At 63.3% G+C, this 16087-nt stretch carries 12 protein-coding genes; 7 read left to right on the forward strand and 5 right to left on the reverse strand.

Annotated features, from left to right (window positions below):
* Nucleotides 1-60: 60 nt before the first annotated feature.
* Nucleotides 61-972, forward strand: coding sequence for a transcriptional regulator GcvA (gcvA, locus tag NKJ89_RS10505; protein ID WP_352602166.1), 912 nt, complete (start codon nt 61-63; stop codon nt 970-972).
* Between the two features lie 271 nt (nt 973-1243).
* Here the strand turns inward: gcvA and NKJ89_RS10510 are convergent, their stop codons facing one another.
* A complete protein-coding gene (locus NKJ89_RS10510) occupies nt 1244-1456 on the reverse strand; it encodes a tautomerase family protein (RefSeq protein ID WP_352602168.1) in 213 nt (70 codons plus the stop codon).
* A 58-nt stretch (nt 1457-1514) separates the two neighbouring features.
* The gene (locus NKJ89_RS10515) at nt 1515-2276 is read right to left on the reverse strand and encodes an SDR family oxidoreductase (RefSeq protein ID WP_352602170.1); all 762 of its coding nucleotides are present in this window, start codon (nt 2274-2276) and stop codon (nt 1515-1517) included.
* Between the two features lie 104 nt (nt 2277-2380).
* On the opposite strand from NKJ89_RS10515, the gene NKJ89_RS10520 reads away from it, so the two are divergent.
* On the forward strand, nt 2381-3274 hold the full coding sequence (locus tag NKJ89_RS10520) for a LysR family transcriptional regulator (protein WP_352602172.1): 894 nt from the start codon (nt 2381-2383) through the stop codon (nt 3272-3274).
* Between the two features lie 37 nt (nt 3275-3311).
* Here NKJ89_RS10520 and NKJ89_RS10525 read toward each other — a convergent pair whose 3' ends face one another.
* The 3 genes from NKJ89_RS10525 to NKJ89_RS10535 all read right to left on the reverse strand — a co-directional run bounded on the left by NKJ89_RS10525 (nt 3312) and on the right by NKJ89_RS10535 (nt 9134).
* Nucleotides 3312-4607: an HlyD family type I secretion periplasmic adaptor subunit gene (locus tag NKJ89_RS10525; protein WP_050589545.1), complete on the reverse strand. Its 1296-nt coding sequence runs from the start codon at nt 4605-4607 to the stop codon at nt 3312-3314.
* 11 nt (nt 4608-4618) lie between these two features.
* Nucleotides 4619-6352, reverse strand: a complete 1734-nt coding sequence (locus NKJ89_RS10530) for a type I secretion system permease/ATPase (protein ID WP_352602216.1) — start codon at nt 6350-6352, stop codon at nt 4619-4621.
* Nucleotides 6353-6701: 349 nt separating this feature from the next.
* Nucleotides 6702-9134: a CLIPPER-2 domain-containing protein gene (locus NKJ89_RS10535; protein WP_352602174.1), complete on the reverse strand. Its 2433-nt coding sequence runs from the start codon at nt 9132-9134 to the stop codon at nt 6702-6704.
* An 818-nt stretch (nt 9135-9952) separates the two neighbouring features.
* On the opposite strand from NKJ89_RS10535, the gene NKJ89_RS10540 reads away from it, so the two are divergent.
* The 5 genes from NKJ89_RS10540 to NKJ89_RS10560 all read left to right on the forward strand — a co-directional run bounded on the left by NKJ89_RS10540 (nt 9953) and on the right by NKJ89_RS10560 (nt 16086).
* Complete coding sequence (locus NKJ89_RS10540; RefSeq protein WP_352602176.1) at nt 9953-10651, forward strand: response regulator; 699 nt, start codon at nt 9953-9955, stop codon at nt 10649-10651.
* A gap of 153 nt (nt 10652-10804) precedes the next feature.
* Nucleotides 10805-13438, forward strand: a complete 2634-nt coding sequence (locus tag NKJ89_RS10545) for a bifunctional diguanylate cyclase/phosphodiesterase (RefSeq protein ID WP_352602177.1) — start codon at nt 10805-10807, stop codon at nt 13436-13438.
* Nucleotides 13439-13691: 253 nt separating this feature from the next.
* The gene (locus NKJ89_RS10550) at nt 13692-14363 is read left to right on the forward strand and encodes a hypothetical protein (protein ID WP_245266681.1); all 672 of its coding nucleotides are present in this window, start codon (nt 13692-13694) and stop codon (nt 14361-14363) included.
* A gap of 386 nt (nt 14364-14749) precedes the next feature.
* Nucleotides 14750-15610 (forward strand): FAD binding domain-containing protein, encoded by an 861-nt coding sequence (locus NKJ89_RS10555; protein WP_352602179.1) that lies wholly within the window; start codon nt 14750-14752, stop codon nt 15608-15610.
* Nucleotides 15610-16086 carry a (2Fe-2S)-binding protein gene (locus tag NKJ89_RS10560; RefSeq protein ID WP_031260466.1) on the forward strand — a complete coding sequence of 159 codons (477 nt, stop codon included), beginning with the start codon at nt 15610-15612 and terminating at the stop codon, nt 16084-16086. Before NKJ89_RS10555 ends, NKJ89_RS10560 begins: the two co-directional genes overlap by 1 nt.
* The last annotated feature ends 1 nt before the right edge of the window (nt 16087 follow it).

Raw genomic sequence — 16087 nt, forward strand, 5'->3', positions numbered from 1 at the left:
CGGGCTGGACGACAAACGACTCTTTGTGCAGGATTTGTGAGCAACGCTCACAGGTGGATCATGCCGCGCAGACTGCCGCCCCTCACCGCCTTGCCAGCCTTCGAGGCCGCCGCGAGGCATCTGAGTTTCTCGAAGGCGGCGGGCGAGCTCAAAGTCACCCACGGCGCGGTCAGCCGCGCCGTCCGCAACATCGAGGACCGGCTGGGCATCCACCTTTTCGATCGCGGGACGCGATCCGTGCGCCTGACCCCCGTCGGCGCGGCCTACGCATCGGAAGTCCGCAAAGCGCTGGACCAGATCGCCGCCGCCACCATCGCCGCCACGCCCGACCGTACCGCGGGCGTCCTGAATGTCAGCACATCGGACGGTTTTGCGGGCCGCTGGCTGGTGCCGAGGCTGCATCGCTTCCACCGCGCCAATGCCGACATCGACGTGCGGCTCTCCACGTCTGGCTTGCTTTCCGATTTCGTCAGCGACGGCATCGACATCGCCATCCGCTATGGCAAGGGCGGCTATACCGGAGTGACCGAAGAATTCCTCGCTGATGAAGAGGTCTTCCCGGTCTGCAGCCCCGAACTGCTGCAAGGCGAACATCCGCTGCGCCTGCCCGGGGATCTCAGGCATCACAAATTGATTCATGACGCTTTTCGCATCGACTGGGCGACATGGCTCGAACACGCAGGCGTCGGCGATGTCGACCCCAAGCGTGGCGTGCGCTTCGATTCCGCCACCTTCGCCGTCGAGGCCGCGGTGCTGGGCGAAGGCGTGCTGCTCGGCCGAAGCGCCCTGGTCTCGGCCGATCTGGCGGCGGGGCGGCTGGTCCGACCTTTCGACCTGGCGCTGAGATCCGCCTCACGCTATTACGTCGTTTATCCCGATGTCGCGCTGCGCCAGAAGAAGATCAGGGCGTTTCGCGACTGGCTGTTCGCCGAAGTGGCGGCCGACTGGATTGGGATGACCAAGAGCGATTGAGGCAAGGCTTGCGCCTGCGAGACCCAAGCAGCGCCGCGCTGACCCCCACCCCGCTGCTTCGCAGCGACCCTCCCCACAAGGGGGAGGGTGAGGAAGCGCGTATACGCCAGTGGGTCAGGCCTTACGACGATGCGGAAAAGCTGGGCTCCCCACCTCCCCCTTATGGGGAGGTGGGGACCGAAGGTCCGGGTGGGGGTGCTGGCGCAGATCTTGAAGAATCTGGTTCCTCGTCCCCGTTTTGCGAGAATTGAAGCCGTCGCTTGCCCCCGCGCTACTCCTTGACGCGATAGGCGTCCGGCACGGTGAACACTTCGTCGGCCCGGCCATAGCCGCCGTCGGCGACCTCCTCCACCAGCACCATCGTGTAGGGGCGAACGCCATCGCCGAAAATGTCGACGAACATCTGGGTGGTTCGATGGATGAGGTCTTCCTTCTGCGCCTTGGACAGGGCCGCTTGCGGCATCTTGAAGTTGGCGAATGGCATGATCGTTTTCCTTGGTCTTTCGAGGGTGAATTCAAGCTGTTGGATAGAGATTGCCGCCTCAGACCACGCCGCCATTGGCGCGGATGATTTGCCCGTTGACCCAGCCGCTGTCCGGCCCGGCCAGGAATGAGACCAGCCCGGCAATGTCGTCGGGCTGGCCAAGCCGGCCGAGCGGGATCGTCTTGCCGATGGCCTCTATCTGCGCCTTGCTCTTGCCGTCCGTGAACAGGGCGGTTTCGATCGGTCCGGGCGCCACCGCGTTGACCGTGACACGACGCGCGCCAAGTTCCTTGGCCAGGATGTGAGTCATCGCCTCGACGCCCGCCTTGGTGGCCGCGTAGACGCCGTAGCCCGGCTGGTAGAGGCCGACGACGCTGCTTGAGAAGCCGACGACGCTGCTTGAGAAATTGACGATGCCGCCGCCGTCGCGAAGCCGGCGCGCACCTTCCCGCATGCCGCGGAACACGCCGCCGAGATTGATCGCGATCTGCGTGTCGAACGAAGCATCGTCGGTCTGCGCGATCGGCGACGTCTTCATGATGCCGGCATTGTTGACGAGGATGTCGATGCCGCCGAACGCCTTCTCGCCGGCGTCGAACAGCGCTGCGATGCCGTTCGGATCGGCGATATCGGCCTGAACGGCGATCGCCTTGCCGTCGCCAGCCTTGATGGTGCGGACAAGCTCTTCAGCCTCCGCGCGGCCCCGTGAATAGTTGATGACGACGGCGATGCCGTCGCGGGCGAGCCGCTGTGCGATCGCGGCACCGATGCCCTTGGAGCCGCCCGTCACGATCGCCGTTCTGGGTTGATCAGATGCCATGGAAGTGTCTCCGCGTTGTTGGTGACACAGACATAGGCCACGCCAACTTCCGGATAATCGCCCGCCTATTGACATCACTATTCGGAAACTGCGAACAAAAGCCCATGGATCGGCTGGACACGATGCGGCTCTTCATTCGCGTTCTGGAGAGGCGCAGCTTCACCGCTGCCGCGGCCGATCTCGGCCTGCCGCGTTCAACCGCGACGGAAGCGATCAGGCGGCTGGAAGAGCATCTCGGCGCACGCCTGCTGGAGCGAACGACGCGGCAGGTGAACGCCACGCAGGATGGCGAGGCCTACTATCGACGCTGCCTGTCGATCCTGGCCGAGATCGAGGATGCCGAGGCCGCCTTCCGCAATGCCGAGCCCTTCGGGCTGCTGCGCATCGACGCCAGCACACTGCTCACCCGCACATTCCTGTTGCCGCGCCTGCCGGAGTTCCTTGCCCGCTATGTCAGGATCGACCTGCAGATCGGCCAGAGCGACCGGCTGGTCGATCTCGTGCGCGAGGGGGTGGATTGCGTGATACGCGTCGGCGAGCCGCCCGACAGCGGCATGATCATGCGGCGCCTTGCTGTCATACGCGAGATCACCTGCGCCAGTCCCGCCTATCTCGAACGCCACGGCACACCCGCCTCCCCCGACGCGCTCGACGGTCACCAGGCGGTGGGCTTCGTCTCGTCGCGCACCGGAGAGACCCTTCCGTTCGAATTCACCGTCGGCGGCAAGACCCTTGAGGTTCGGCTGCCGGGCCGCGTCGCCGCCAACAATTCCGACACCGCCGCCGATCTGGCGCGGCTTGGGTTCGGCCTCATCCAGGCGCCGCGCTATCGCTTCGAGAAGGATCTCGCCGACGGAACGCTCGTCGAAGTGCTGGCCGACTACCCGCCTTCGCCGACGCCGCTGTCGGCGCTTTACCCACAGAACAGGCAACTCTCGCCATGCCTTCGCGTCTTCCTCGACTGGGCCTCGCGCATCTTCGCCGAGGCGGATCTGTAGGGGTAAGATCAAAGGGTTGGTGTTGCCGAGCGTCCGCTCATTCCCTGAAGGCGCGGCTGATCTGGTCCTGCAGCGGCTTGACGAGGTAGGAGATCACCGTCCGGTCTGCAGTCTTGATGAAGGATTCGACCGGCATGCCCGGGACGAGCTTGACCTCGCCGAGCCGCGCGACTTCGGAGCTCGTGGTCGCGATGCGAACGGTGTAGTAGCTGATGCCGCTGCGCTGGTCGGTGGTCGTATCCGGCGAGGTTCGTTCGACCGTGCCGTTGATTTGCGGCGTGGTGCGCTGGTTGAAGGCCGAGAAGCGCAGCGCCGCCGGCTGGCCGACCCAGAGCTGGTCGATGTCGCTCGGCGCGATCTTTGCCTCGACAGTCAGGCTGTCGCTGTCGGGCACGATCTGCATGATCGTCTGCCCAGGGGTAATGACGCCGCCGATCGTATGGGCGATGGACTGCTGCACGACACCGTCCTGCGGCGCGCGGATGTCGATGCGCCTGAGCTGGTCCTCGGCGGCGATCTTGCGCTCCGTCAGTTCGCCGACCTTGCCGTCGATCTCGCGCAAATCCTTGTTGACGTCGGTGCTGAGCTCGAGATCGATCTGGATGATCTGCAGATTGATCTCGGCGATCTTGCCCTGGGCCTGCGCCAGGGCGGCCGTCAATTGGCCGCGCTCGCCGTCGAGCCGCGCCGACTCGCGCTCCATGGCGGTCAGGCGATCGATCGAAATCAGCCGCTTTTTCCACAGCGCGCGTATGCTGGCCAGTTCCTCCTCGACGAGCGCGATTTCTTGCGATTTGGCATCCGCCTGGGCGGTGTCCCCACCAATCTCCTTCTGCAATTGGAGGACCCGCTCCTGCAACTGGCTCTTCTGGCCGGAACGGGCCGCCCGCCGCGTCTCGAAGACCTGTTCCTCGCCGGCAATGATCTCGGCGATTACCGGATCATTGCCGCGATTGAGAAGATCCTGCGGAAACGCGATAGTGTCGGCGCCCTTGCGTTCGGCTTCGAGGCGCGCCTCGCGCGCCGACAACTGATCAAGCGCCTTGGTGACAACGGCGAGATTGGCCGCCGGCATGGTGGGATCGAGGCGCACAAGCAGCGCGCCGCGCTTGACGCGGTCGCCGTCATGCGCGGCGATCTCGCCAACGATGCCGCCTGTCGAATGCTGCACGTCCTTGACGTGGGAATCGACGACGAGAACCCCCGACGCGATGACCGCTCCCGAAATCCGGGTCAGCGAAGCCCACCCGCCGACGCCGCCGACCAGCAGCGCGACCGCGATGAGGCCAAAACGCATGTAGCGCCGAATGGAGTGCTGGGAGGGGCTGAGCATCGTTCCTCCCCTCATTCGCCTGCCGCCGCCGCGCCAAGCGGCGGCGCCGGCTCTTCAGTGGCGAGCCTGAGCCTCGGCACGGCGGCTACCGCCGGTTGCGGCCGTGGAAACAGCTTGGCCAAAACCTCGTCCTTGAGGCCGAACGCCTGAACGCGGCCCTGATTCATGGCAAGGATGAAATCAACCGTGCCGAGCGCGCTTGGCCGATGCGCCACGAGCGCGACGATGCCGCCGCGCTGCCGCACCGAAACGATCGCCTGGAACAGCGCCTGTTCGCCTTCGGCGTCGAGGTTGGAATTCGGTTCGTCGAGCACCACCAGGAACGGATCGCGATAAAGCGCGCGGGCCAGCGCGATGCGCTGGCGCTGGCCGGCCGAAACAGCCTCGCCGAGTTCGCCGATCTGTGTCTCGTAACCGTCGCGGAAACCGACGATGAGATCATGCGCGCCGGCCGTCTTGGCGGCGGCAATCACCAATGCGGGATCGGCGTCGGGCTCGAAACGGGCGATGTTTTCGGCGACCGTGCCGGCAAACAGCTCGACGTCCTGCGGCAGATAACCGACAAAGCGGCCGCGATCCTCCGGCGACCACTGGTCGAGATCGGCGCCGTCGAGCCGGACCCTGCCGGCGGCGGGCAGCCAGGCCCCGACAAGCGCCCTGACCAGCGTCGACTTGCCCGAACCGCTCTGGCCGATGATGCCTACGGCATGTCCCGCTTCAAGCGCAAAGCTGGCGTCGTGCACCACGAGCCGCTGCGTTCCGGGCGCCGCGATGCTGACACCCTGCATGAAAATGTGGCGGCTCGGCGCCGGCATCGCCATCGGCTCGGCGTCGGCGGGTACCGCGGTGAGAACCTTGGTCAGGCGCTGCCAGCCCTGCCGGGCGGTCAGGAAACCCTTCCAGTTGGCTATAACCAGATCGACGGGGGCCAACGCGCGGCCACTCAGGATCGACGCGGTGATGATGATGCCTGCGGTCGCCTGCTGCTCGATCACCAGCCAGGCGCCGACGCCGAGCATGGCCGATTGCAGCAGCATGCGCAGCACCTTGGACACGGCGCCGAAGCCGCCGGCGATATCGCTGACGCTGCGCTGCTCGGCGAGATAGTCACGGTTGGCCTCTTCCCATCGCCTGGCCATCCTGCCGCCCATGCCAAGAGCCGCGATGACTTCGGCGTTGCGGTTGCCGGTCGTGGTCAGGCCGTTGCGGACGATGCCGGCCTGGGTGCCGGAGGTGACCGGCTTGCGCGTCAGCCGCTCGGCATAGACGGTCAACAGCACCAGCACGATCGCCCCGACCAGGGCGGTCAGCCCGAGAAGCACATGGAACATGAAGATGATGGCCAGATAGAGCGGCAGCCACGGCAGATCGAACAGCGCGGTCGGGCCGGTGCCCGACAGGAAGGCGCGCACGCTGTCGAGGTCGCGCACCGGCTGCATGCTGTCGCCGTTGCGCCCGACCTTGAGCGGCAGCTTGAGGACGCTGGAATAGACACGGGCGCCAAGCGCCTCGTCGAGAGCCCCGCCGATGCGCACCAGGATGCGGCCGCGGATGAAATCGAGCACGCCCTGGCCGGCATAAAGAATGGCGACGAGCAAGCTGAGGCCGATGAGCGTCGGCACGCTGCGGCTCGGCAGCACGCGATCGTAGACCTCGAGCATGTAGAGCGAGCCGGCGAGCATCAGCACGTTGAGCACGCCGCTGAACAGCGCGATGGCGATGAACGCCGAGCGGCAGGACTTGATCGCCGCCGCGAGTTCCGATCCTTGCTGCCGGGTCTTGGGGCTGCCAGTTCGCCGTCCGGTCGCCGCGACCCCAGCGGCGATACCCGGGCTGGTTTCGGCCGTATCGGGACCGCGTGCACGAAACAACAGAAGAGCGCCTAAACCGGCCAGCGCCAGGCAGACCAGCCAGACACCCCGTGAGACCGGCAGCACGCCGCTGAGCCCAAGAAAAAGCGCGCAGGCGATCAAGACCAGGCCCAAGGGCCTAGTCCTAGCCTGCGCCAAGCTGAAGATAGAAGAGCCCCTTCCCATGTTAATTCACCTGGCGACGCCGCGGCAGGGCATCCGGCCTGAAGGCCGGAAGCCTGTCTCAGGCGATGCCCGTCAGGCCCCCCACTTCATGCAGCGTGAGCCAGAATTGATCGAGCGTGTTGATGTGCTCGTGGCTGATGGTGGTTCCATCGAACCAGGCGACATGGCCACCCGGCCCGGATGTCACCAGTTGATCCTGGTTGAACCACATCAGCGCGTTCTTCAGGCCTTCGCCATCGGCCTCCTTGCCACCGTTCCAGTCGGTGATGCCGGAGCCCGCGTCGGTGACATCGACATATTTGGTCCACGCGATCGAACTCGTCTTGACGGCACTGCCCGCCAGAGCAGTGCCGGCGCCGTTCTGATCGACGATGCCGTTGCTACCACCGATAGAGTCAACACTGAAACCGAGCCCCGCCCAGGCGCCCTCGCCCTTCAGCCACATCACTGCCTCGCCGATCAGATCGTTGGGTTGCGCAATATGGTTGTCGATGTTGAGCTGTGCGGCGATCGCCTGCTGCAGCATGATGACGCGTGCGTCACCACCCGTCGAACTCGATTCGATGGCTTTGGCCAGCGAGATCGAAATCAGCAGGGTGTGTTCGCCGGAATCGGCAATGCCGTTGCCATTGCTGTCGCCGAGCATCAGATAGCTGTCGGTGCGCGGATTGATGTCCAGGCTGGACAGGACTCCGCTGGCGACCGCGCTCTTGGTCGGATTGCCCTCGTTGTTGGCGACATTGTCCCAGGCGTCCGCGTGGCTGCCCCAGAACCCTTGTGTCAGCGCCTTATTCGAGAAGCCTTCGTAATCGCTGCTGTCGGTGGCACTCGGCGCACGTGGATGTCCGGCCGTGTCGACATATGCATCGGTGGTGGCAGTGGCAGTGTTTGTGTAGTCGCCCAGCACCGCGACGCCCGTCGCCTTGTAGTGCCAAGTTTCGTCGATGTCGAACACGCCGTCGAAGTCGACGTCGCCGATGTTATGACTGAGGTCGACCCCGAGAATTGACGAGATCGTGACGCCCTTGTCGTCGGTGACGACCGGGTTGGTGAGCGCAACATTGCCGTCGTTCGTGACATCATAGGTCCAGGTCACGGCCTGGCCCTGGAAGATGTTGAGGCCGTGATCGACGCCGTTGGTCTTCTTGTCGAGCGTGATATGTGGATCGGCGCCGAAATAGCTGGAGCCGTCGGTAGCCGCGTCGGTGCCGGTGTGGCCGGCCCCATCGGTGAAGGAACCGGAAGCGGTGCCGGTGTTGCTATAACTGCCTGGCACGGAAGTGCCGCTAGCCGTGAACAGCCAGGTCTCGTTGATATCAAGCTTGTGGTCGTCGTTGACGTCGCCGATGTTGAAGGTGTGGCCGTTGCCAACGACTGCTACCGGCGTCACCCCGGCGATGTTGTCGCTGACTGTCACATCGGACAGAGCGACGTTGCCGGCATTGGTCACGGTGTATTCCCACGAGATCGCCTCGCCGGACAGGATCGTCAGGCCGTCGCCCTTGGTCGTACCGTCAACCGTCACCTTGTTGATGGCGATCTGCGGATTGGCGCCGAAATAGCTGGAGCCGTCGGTGTCGGAGACCGTGACCGCACCGGCCGCGCCGGACACCGAACCGATGTTGGCGTAATTGCCGACGATAGCGATGCCGCTGCCAGTGAAGCTCCAGGTCTCCGTGGTGTCGAGCAGATCGTTGTGGTTGATGTCGCCGACGTTGTGCTGGTTGTCGGCCCCGAGCACCGCCGTTACAACCACGCCCTGATTGTCGGTGACCAAGACGTCCGACAAGGCGACGTTGCCGGTGTTGCTCACCGTGTATTGCCAGCTGATCGCATCGCCGGCGAGCACGGTCAGGCCGTCGCCGGCTGCTGCCCCGTCGATCGTGATCTTGTCGATGGCGATTCCAGGGGTGTCAGTGCCGGCGCCAGGCGTCGTCGTGGTGCGCCACTCCTCGAAGCCGCCGTTGGAGCCTGAGAAACTGGAAAACAGCGTCACATACGAGTCAGGGGTGGCGCCCGCGAAGGCGCTGACCGGGACGAGCACCCGGTAATCGTCCGTTCCCGATCCATGATTGGCATCAATCAGCGGCTGCGGGCCGTCGAGGGTGACGATGGGGTCGAAACCCGCAAACCCGGCATTGTAGTCGGCAAGGGTCGCCGCGGAACCGGAAATATAGATCTTCAGATCGGACAGTGTGATCTGGCCGTTCGTCGCATTGTTGCTTTCGTTGAGGTCCAATCGGAATTCGATATAGTAAGCTCCGTCGTCGGTGTTATTGTCGGTCAAGTCGACATAGATCGGAACCAGGTCGCCATATTGCAGGCTGTGCGTGAAGGAGGCTTTGTTGTCGAGCACATTGCCGTTCTGATCGGTGTTGAAGCCCTCTTCGACAGTTGTCGCCTGCAGCCGCAGGAAGGAATCGTAGTTGCCGGTTCCCGATCCTATGGTCGTTGCCTCGAGAAGTGCGTCATCGCCGATTTCGATCGCCATGTTACTTCCTCCACTTTGCTGTACGGTTGGCAGCCGGGCCGCCACCGTCTACCTCAACCTGATTGCGATGCCGGCGCAGGGCGTTCGGCTGTCCGCAAAACGCGGCCAGGCCGGCGAGCAATCGTTTCGTGACAAAAGCTGTGAATAGGAAAAGGACCGGCGGGGAGACCAACTCCCGTTCGCCAGACACAGCTATTCCCGTATGGCGGAACTGGCCCACCGTCGGACTGACAGCTACACTCACCCCAAAACCCCAAAACCCCCAAACGATCCTAGCGATCACCTGGACGTTAATATTCCCTAAACCATATCTCGCAGGTCGCAATGCGTTCGTCTATATAACCCGGGTTATAGGCGGATGGTAAAGTTAATTACGGAAAAGTGCTTCACGATTCCAACAATAACGTCGCGGTTACGGTTGAACTATTTTCCATATTTGGGTTTCGTAGTAGGAATTATAAAAATTTCCTGACGATGCCGATGGGTATTTTTAAGATTAAGACCAACATCGGCATCCCGGAGTAGCGTCTTCTTTCAGTCCGCCGTTGCACATCTTGCTGAAAGTGCCGCGTCAGAATTAACTAAGCAGTTGCTAATGTTTTGCACAGTCGCGCCGCTTCTGTCAGCATGGCCTCACGCTTTGGGGGATGCGAGCCGTGTCGGTGTTCGCTTCCGTCAAGAAGCAGTCACTCGCGAGTCGTAACGACACGCAAAGGGGGAAGAAGCATGACCGAACAAGCGCTTTGGCCGCCATCCATCGGTGGCAGCGTTGCGGCATGGGGCCGTCACACCAAAGGCCGGCTGCTGGCGAGCTGAACATGGTCACCACGGTTTTCATCGCGGACGACCACCCGCTGCTGCTGCACGGCCTGACCGACCTGATTGCCCGCGATCCCGGTTTCCGGGTGGTCGGTTCGGCGCAGGACGGCACCGTCGCCATGGCCATGATCCGGCGCGACGTGCCTGATATCGCCGTGCTGGACATCAGCATGCCGGGACTGAGCGGTCTCGACATCGCCGCCGAAATCGGCAGGCAGGGCCTTGCCACGCTTTGCGTGCTTTTGACGGTCGGTGCCTCGCAAGCGCAGCTCTACGACGCGGTTGCGGTTGGCGTTGCCGGAATCGTGTTCAAGGAGACCGCCGTCGAGGCGCTGCTCAGATGTATCCACGAGGTTGCCGGGGGCGGCCGCTGGTTGCCGGCCGAGATTGTCGGCAAGGCCCTGCACAACGAAGCATCCCGTCGGGTCAAATGGCAGAAACTGTCGTCGCGGCTGACCAGGCGGGAGATGGAGATCACCCGACTGGTTGCCGCGGACAAGCCGTACGAACGCATCGCGATCGATATCGGTATCTCCAAAGGCACACTGAAAATCCATATGAACAACATCTATCGCAAATTGGAGGTTGCCTCACGCGTGCAGCTTTTGCAGCTGGCCGCCGACCAGATCGGGCTGGCTGTTGCGAGCGGCTTTCGCGACCAATCCAGTCTCGAAAGCCCCGCCAGCGGCGACATGTAATCGCGCCACCATAAGCACAGGTTCAGCCAGCGACCCCAATGCCGGCGCACGCTGTTGATGCTGAAATTTGCCGCCAGCCTGGAAGGGCAAATTTAAGCGTTTGCTACTAGGATCAGTTCGGGGGCTGTTGTTCAGGAAGGGTGTTCGGGTCGATTGGCCACAACGGCATTCAGTCTAGGCCACGTAAGACGGGCCATTTTTTCGTCCGCCAACCTGCCGGCGGCGATCGCTTTTGTCGTGCTCCTGGTCTGCGCCGTCGTTGCCGACCAGCAGAACAGAAGGGTTTCCGATCAGCTGGCGCGCGCCGATGTATTGGCCAAGGTCAGCATCATCCGCGCCAAGCTCGAAGGCAACATAAACGGCAATCTTCAGCTTGTTCAGGGGCTCGTCTCGACCATCGTTACGGAGCCCTATATGGGCCAGCAGAGATTCGCCTCGCTTGCGCGCAACCTGTTCGAGCAGAAATCGCAGTTGCATAACATCGCCGGCGCGCCCGACCTCGTCATCTCGCTGATGTATCCGATGGAAGGCAACGAGAAGGCGATCGGCCTCGATTACCGCAAGAACGAGGCGCAACGCATGGCGGCGCTGCGGGCGCGCGACCAGCGCGTGCTGGTGCTCGCCGGCCCGGTCAGACTTGCGCAGGGCGGGAACGCCTTCATCGGCCGCATCCCGGTCTTTGTGCCGACTGCGGGCGGCGGCACCCGCTTCTGGGGCATCGTGTCGGCAGTGGTCGATGTCGACCGGCTCTACGCGGCGAGCGGGCTGACCGACGCGGATCTCGACATCGACGTCGCGCTCATCGGCAAGGATGCGCTGGGCGGCGGCGGCGAACGATTCTTCGGTGGCGACAATGTCGTCGCCGGCAACCCCGTGTCTGCCGATGTGCAACTGCCTTCAGGTTCGTGGCGAATTTCGGCTATCCCCAAGGGTGGCTGGCCGGCAGCTCCGAAGAACGAGTGGACCTTGCGGTCGCTGATGTTGCTCGCCGGCGCGCTGGTGGTGCTGCCGATCCTCATTGCCGGGCGGCTGTTCGGCGAAAGGCAGAAAAACGACGCCGAGCTGAGGCGCCTGTCCGGTCGCCTGGAACTGGCGCTGGAAGCCTCGGGCATCGGCGTGTGGGAGCACGACCTCACCACCAACGAGCTGGTGTGGGACGATCGCGTGAACGAGATCTATGGCAAGTCCGCCGACGGAGGGTCGCGCGGCTATAGAGACTGGGCACAGGCCATCCATCCCGAAGATATCGAGCGGGCAAAGCGGGATTTCGATTCGGCTGCGGCGAAAAAAGGCCTCTACTCCTCGCAATACCGGCTGCTGCGCCCCGATGGCAGCGTCCGCCATGTGCGCACGCGCGCAAGCTACTCCCAAGGCGTTGGCGGCACGCCCAAGATGATCGGCGCCGAATGGGACGTGACCAGCGACGTGCTGCTCACCGAGACCCTCATTCGCGAGCGCCAGCTGTCGGAATCCAAGAACGACGAACTGAAGCTGGCCAAGGCACGCATCGAGCATGTGGCGCTGCACGATTCGCTCACCGGCCTACCCAATCGCCGCTATCTCGACGAGATGCTGGCCGATACCGGCGAATCCGACCGCCGCACAGCGATGCTGCATCTGGACCTCGACCGCTTCAAGCAGATCAACGACACACTCGGCCACGCGGCCGGCGATGCCATGCTGGTGCAGGCCTCGAAGGTCATCAAGGCAAATGCCGGCTCCGGCGATTTCGTTGCGCGCATCGGCGGCGACGAGTTCGTCGTCGTGACCTATGGGCGCGACGACGACGAACTCTCGGCGCTCGCCGACCGCATCATCGAGGAGATGCGCCAGCCCGTCGATTATCAGGGCCATCCTTGCCGCTTCGGGGTCAGCATCGGCATTGCCGCCGACAGCGGCGTCGACACGAAGCAGTTGCTCGTCAACGCCGATCTCGCGCTTTACCGGGCGAAAAGCCGTGGCCGCAACCGCCATGAGTTCTTCAACGAGGAGCTGCAGAGCGAAATCGTGCGGACCAAGCAGACCGCCGATGAGATCCTGAGCGGACTGGAGCGGAACGAATTCATCGCCTACTACCAGCCGCAGTTCGACGCCAAGTCGCTTGAGATCGTCGGCGTCGAGGCGTTGTCGCGCTGGAAACACCCGCGACGCGGCATCCTGGCCCCCGACGCCTATCTGAAGGTGGCTGAAGAGCTCAATGTCGTGGCGCTGATCGACCGCATCGTCCTGAAGCACGCACTGGAGAATTTCGAGCGTTGGTCGCGCAGCCATCTCAATATCCCGCGTGTGTCGGTCAACGTCTCGGCCACGCGCCTGGAGGACAAGGACCTGATCGAGGGCCTGCGCACGCTCGCCATCAAGCCGGGAACCGTATCGTTCGAGTTGGTGGAATCCATCTTCCTCGACGAGAACGATGATCTGGTCACCTGGAACATCGAACACATCAAGGATCTCGGCATCGACATCGAGATCGACGATTTCGGCACCGGCCATGCCTCGATCGTATCGCTGCTCAAGTTGCAGCCGCGCCGCCTCAAGATCGATCGCCAGCTGATCACACCCATCACCGGCTCGACGGCGCAGCGGCACCTGGTGGCGTCGATCATCGAGATCGGCAAATCGCTCGGCATCGAAGTGGTTGCCGAAGGCGTCGAGACGATGGAGCACGCGCGCATCCTGAAAGAGCTCGGCTGCGATATCCTGCAGGGCTATTTTTTCGGCCGCCCGATGGAGGCCAAGGCGTTCAAGACCTTCGCCCAGTCTCGCAAATGGCTGGCCGCAGGGTGACGGCCACTACCCGGTGGCATGGGTCAGCGATGGCGCATCCTCGACAACGCTGTCCAAGCCGCCTCGCGATCGAACCCGTACAGCGGTTGAATCTGCCGACGAAACCGAACCGGCCTTCGACTCCGCGATCTCAGGGAACTGTTGACCATGATTTCGGTTGTTTTCTGTGCGAACAGTCGTTCCACGAACCCTTGGTGAGCGAAAATGAGACATGGACTCTGCAGACAAGCAGCACGGTTCCTTTCGAAGGTTGATGACTGGCATCGTCACGGCAATCTTCACCGCCCCTGATCGGACATCCGAGCGAGGTACCGGCCCGTCATTGGTTGCCGAGTGGACGCTGCCGCCATCGGCAACGCTTGGCTCATCCCTACGCTTGAAAGGGATCGAACGTGAAACTCGAGCCCGTCTGCCGTGGGTGGTGAGGACGTTTGTCAAGGCTGAGACGGGCCGCATTGTGTTGCGTATGGTGCAAACCGACACGGATGCGTTCGATGCCGCCTCGGCAATCATCTCCAGGACCCTGGAAGGGATAGAAGCACTGCCCGTGCTTCCGCGGGAGGCTGAAGACATTCTCACAATCTCCTCCCGCGAACGTCACAAGTGGCTTAGGGATGGCCGCCTGAAAAGCGTCGGCACGCGCACCGTCAAGATGCGCGGGCGATCCAACGCCGTCACCTTCCATGTCTTCGATTTACGGCACATCGAGGACATTCTCGATCGTGACCTGGCGGCGGCCTGGAGGGAGGACGATGCGCGAGAAGCCTCCGAGAACAGGCGGCGCGGGGCCGGCAAGGCCGCTCTGACGCGAGCAGGAAAACGGAAGGGCAAGGCCCGCGGTACCAGAAACTCGGGAAAGGATGATGCTTCACGGCCAAAGCTGGAAGGCTGGGACACGTTCGAAGCGGAAGGGCTGCTGCGCTAGAATCCAAAGGACGCATTCAGCCAGTTCGAACTTCGAAATTCCGTGCGGTGCCGACGATGGCACATTCAGCGCCGGCGACCCTCTGACGGGACTGCGCAGGTTAAACCGATCGTCCGACCTACAAACGTGCCTTTGACGCGCAATTGGCGGTTAACACTGCCGCATCGACCGGCTGATACAGGCCGTTCCGGGTCCAAAGAGCGCACTTGATCCATAGCCGAAGTTTCCCGAAAATCACCTCAAAGCCGGTTCCGGCCACCCAGGCCGCACGCCAGTTCGGTCTATTTGCGCCCTCTGGCCCAATCGCCGCAGATGAGGAACCGGATAGCCATTATGAGGAGACCGTTTATAACGGTCGCTGAGATTGCGATAACCAAGGGGAGACGATGCGCTACATACGTCCGCTTTCAATCGAAGATGCCGTTGGCCAATTGGCCGGTTCGGCTGGCACGGCCGCCATCCTCGCGGGAGGCAGCGACCTCCTGGTCAGGATGAAGGGCGGTTTTGTCGAACCCGACCTGATCGTCGACATCAAGGCGATCGACGGCCTGAGCGAGATCCGCGAAACGGCTGAAGGCTTCAGCATCGGTGCCGCGGTCCCATGCGCCGTCCTGGGAGAGAGCGCTGCCCTTAAGAAGGCATGGCCTGGCGTCGTCGAAGCGGCCAAGCTGATCGGCTCGAAACAGGTACAGGGACGCTGCACGATCACCGGCAACCTCTGCAACGCCTCGCCGGCTGCCGACAGTGTGCCGGCTCTCGTGGCGGCCGGCGCCAGGGCATCGGTCGTCGGGCCGGCGGGCAGGCGTACGATTCCCGTGCAGAGCGTGCCGACCGGGCCGGGCAAGACGTCCCTGGCCAAAGGCGAGATCATCGAGGCGATCCTGCTCGACAAACGCGCGCCGCATTCGGGCGATGCCTATCTGCGTTTCATTCCACGCACCGAGATGGATATCGCGGTGGTCAGCGCCGGCGTGAACCTGACGCTCGATGAGCACGGTGTCGTGAAATCGGCGCGCGTTGCGCTGGGCGCCGTGGCGGCGACGGTGCTTCTGGTCGATGAGGCCGCAGAGGTCCTCATCGGCTCCAAGCTGGACGAAGCGACGCTGGAGCGGCTCGCCAAGGTCTGCTCGGGCGCCTGCCGTCCGATCGACGACAAGCGCGGCACCATCGAATTCAGAAGAAAAGTTGCGGGCGTGCTGGCCAAGCGGGCCGCCACGACCGCCTACGCACGTGCAGGAGGCAAATGATGGCTGGAGTTGCAGTCTCAACGACAATCAACGGCGACAGCGTCGAGTACCTTTGCCAACCGGACGAGACGCTGCTCGACGTCCTCCGCGATCGCCTTGGGCTGACGGGCGCCAAGGAAGGCTGCGGCACCGGCGACTGCGGCGCCTGCAGCATCATCCTCGACAACAGGCTGGTGTGTTCATGCCTGGTGCTCGGCGCGGAGGCTGAAGGCCGGCGCGTCGAGACCATCGAGGGGATGGCGCATGGCGACAAACTGCATCCGCTGCAGCAGAAGTTCCTCGAGCACGCGGCTCTGCAATGCGGCATCTGCACGCCCGGTTTCCTGATTGCGGCGAAGGACCTTCTGGCCAAGAATCCCGACCCGACCGAGGAGGAAATCCGCTTCGGCCTCGCCGGGAACCTGTGCCGCTGCACCGGCTACGACAAGATCGTGCGCGCCGTCCAGGACGCCGCCAGCGTCATGAAGGGAGCCTGAC

The organism is Mesorhizobium sp. M0047 (assembly GCF_040323315.1).
GTDB lineage: Bacteria > Pseudomonadota > Alphaproteobacteria > Rhizobiales > Rhizobiaceae > Mesorhizobium.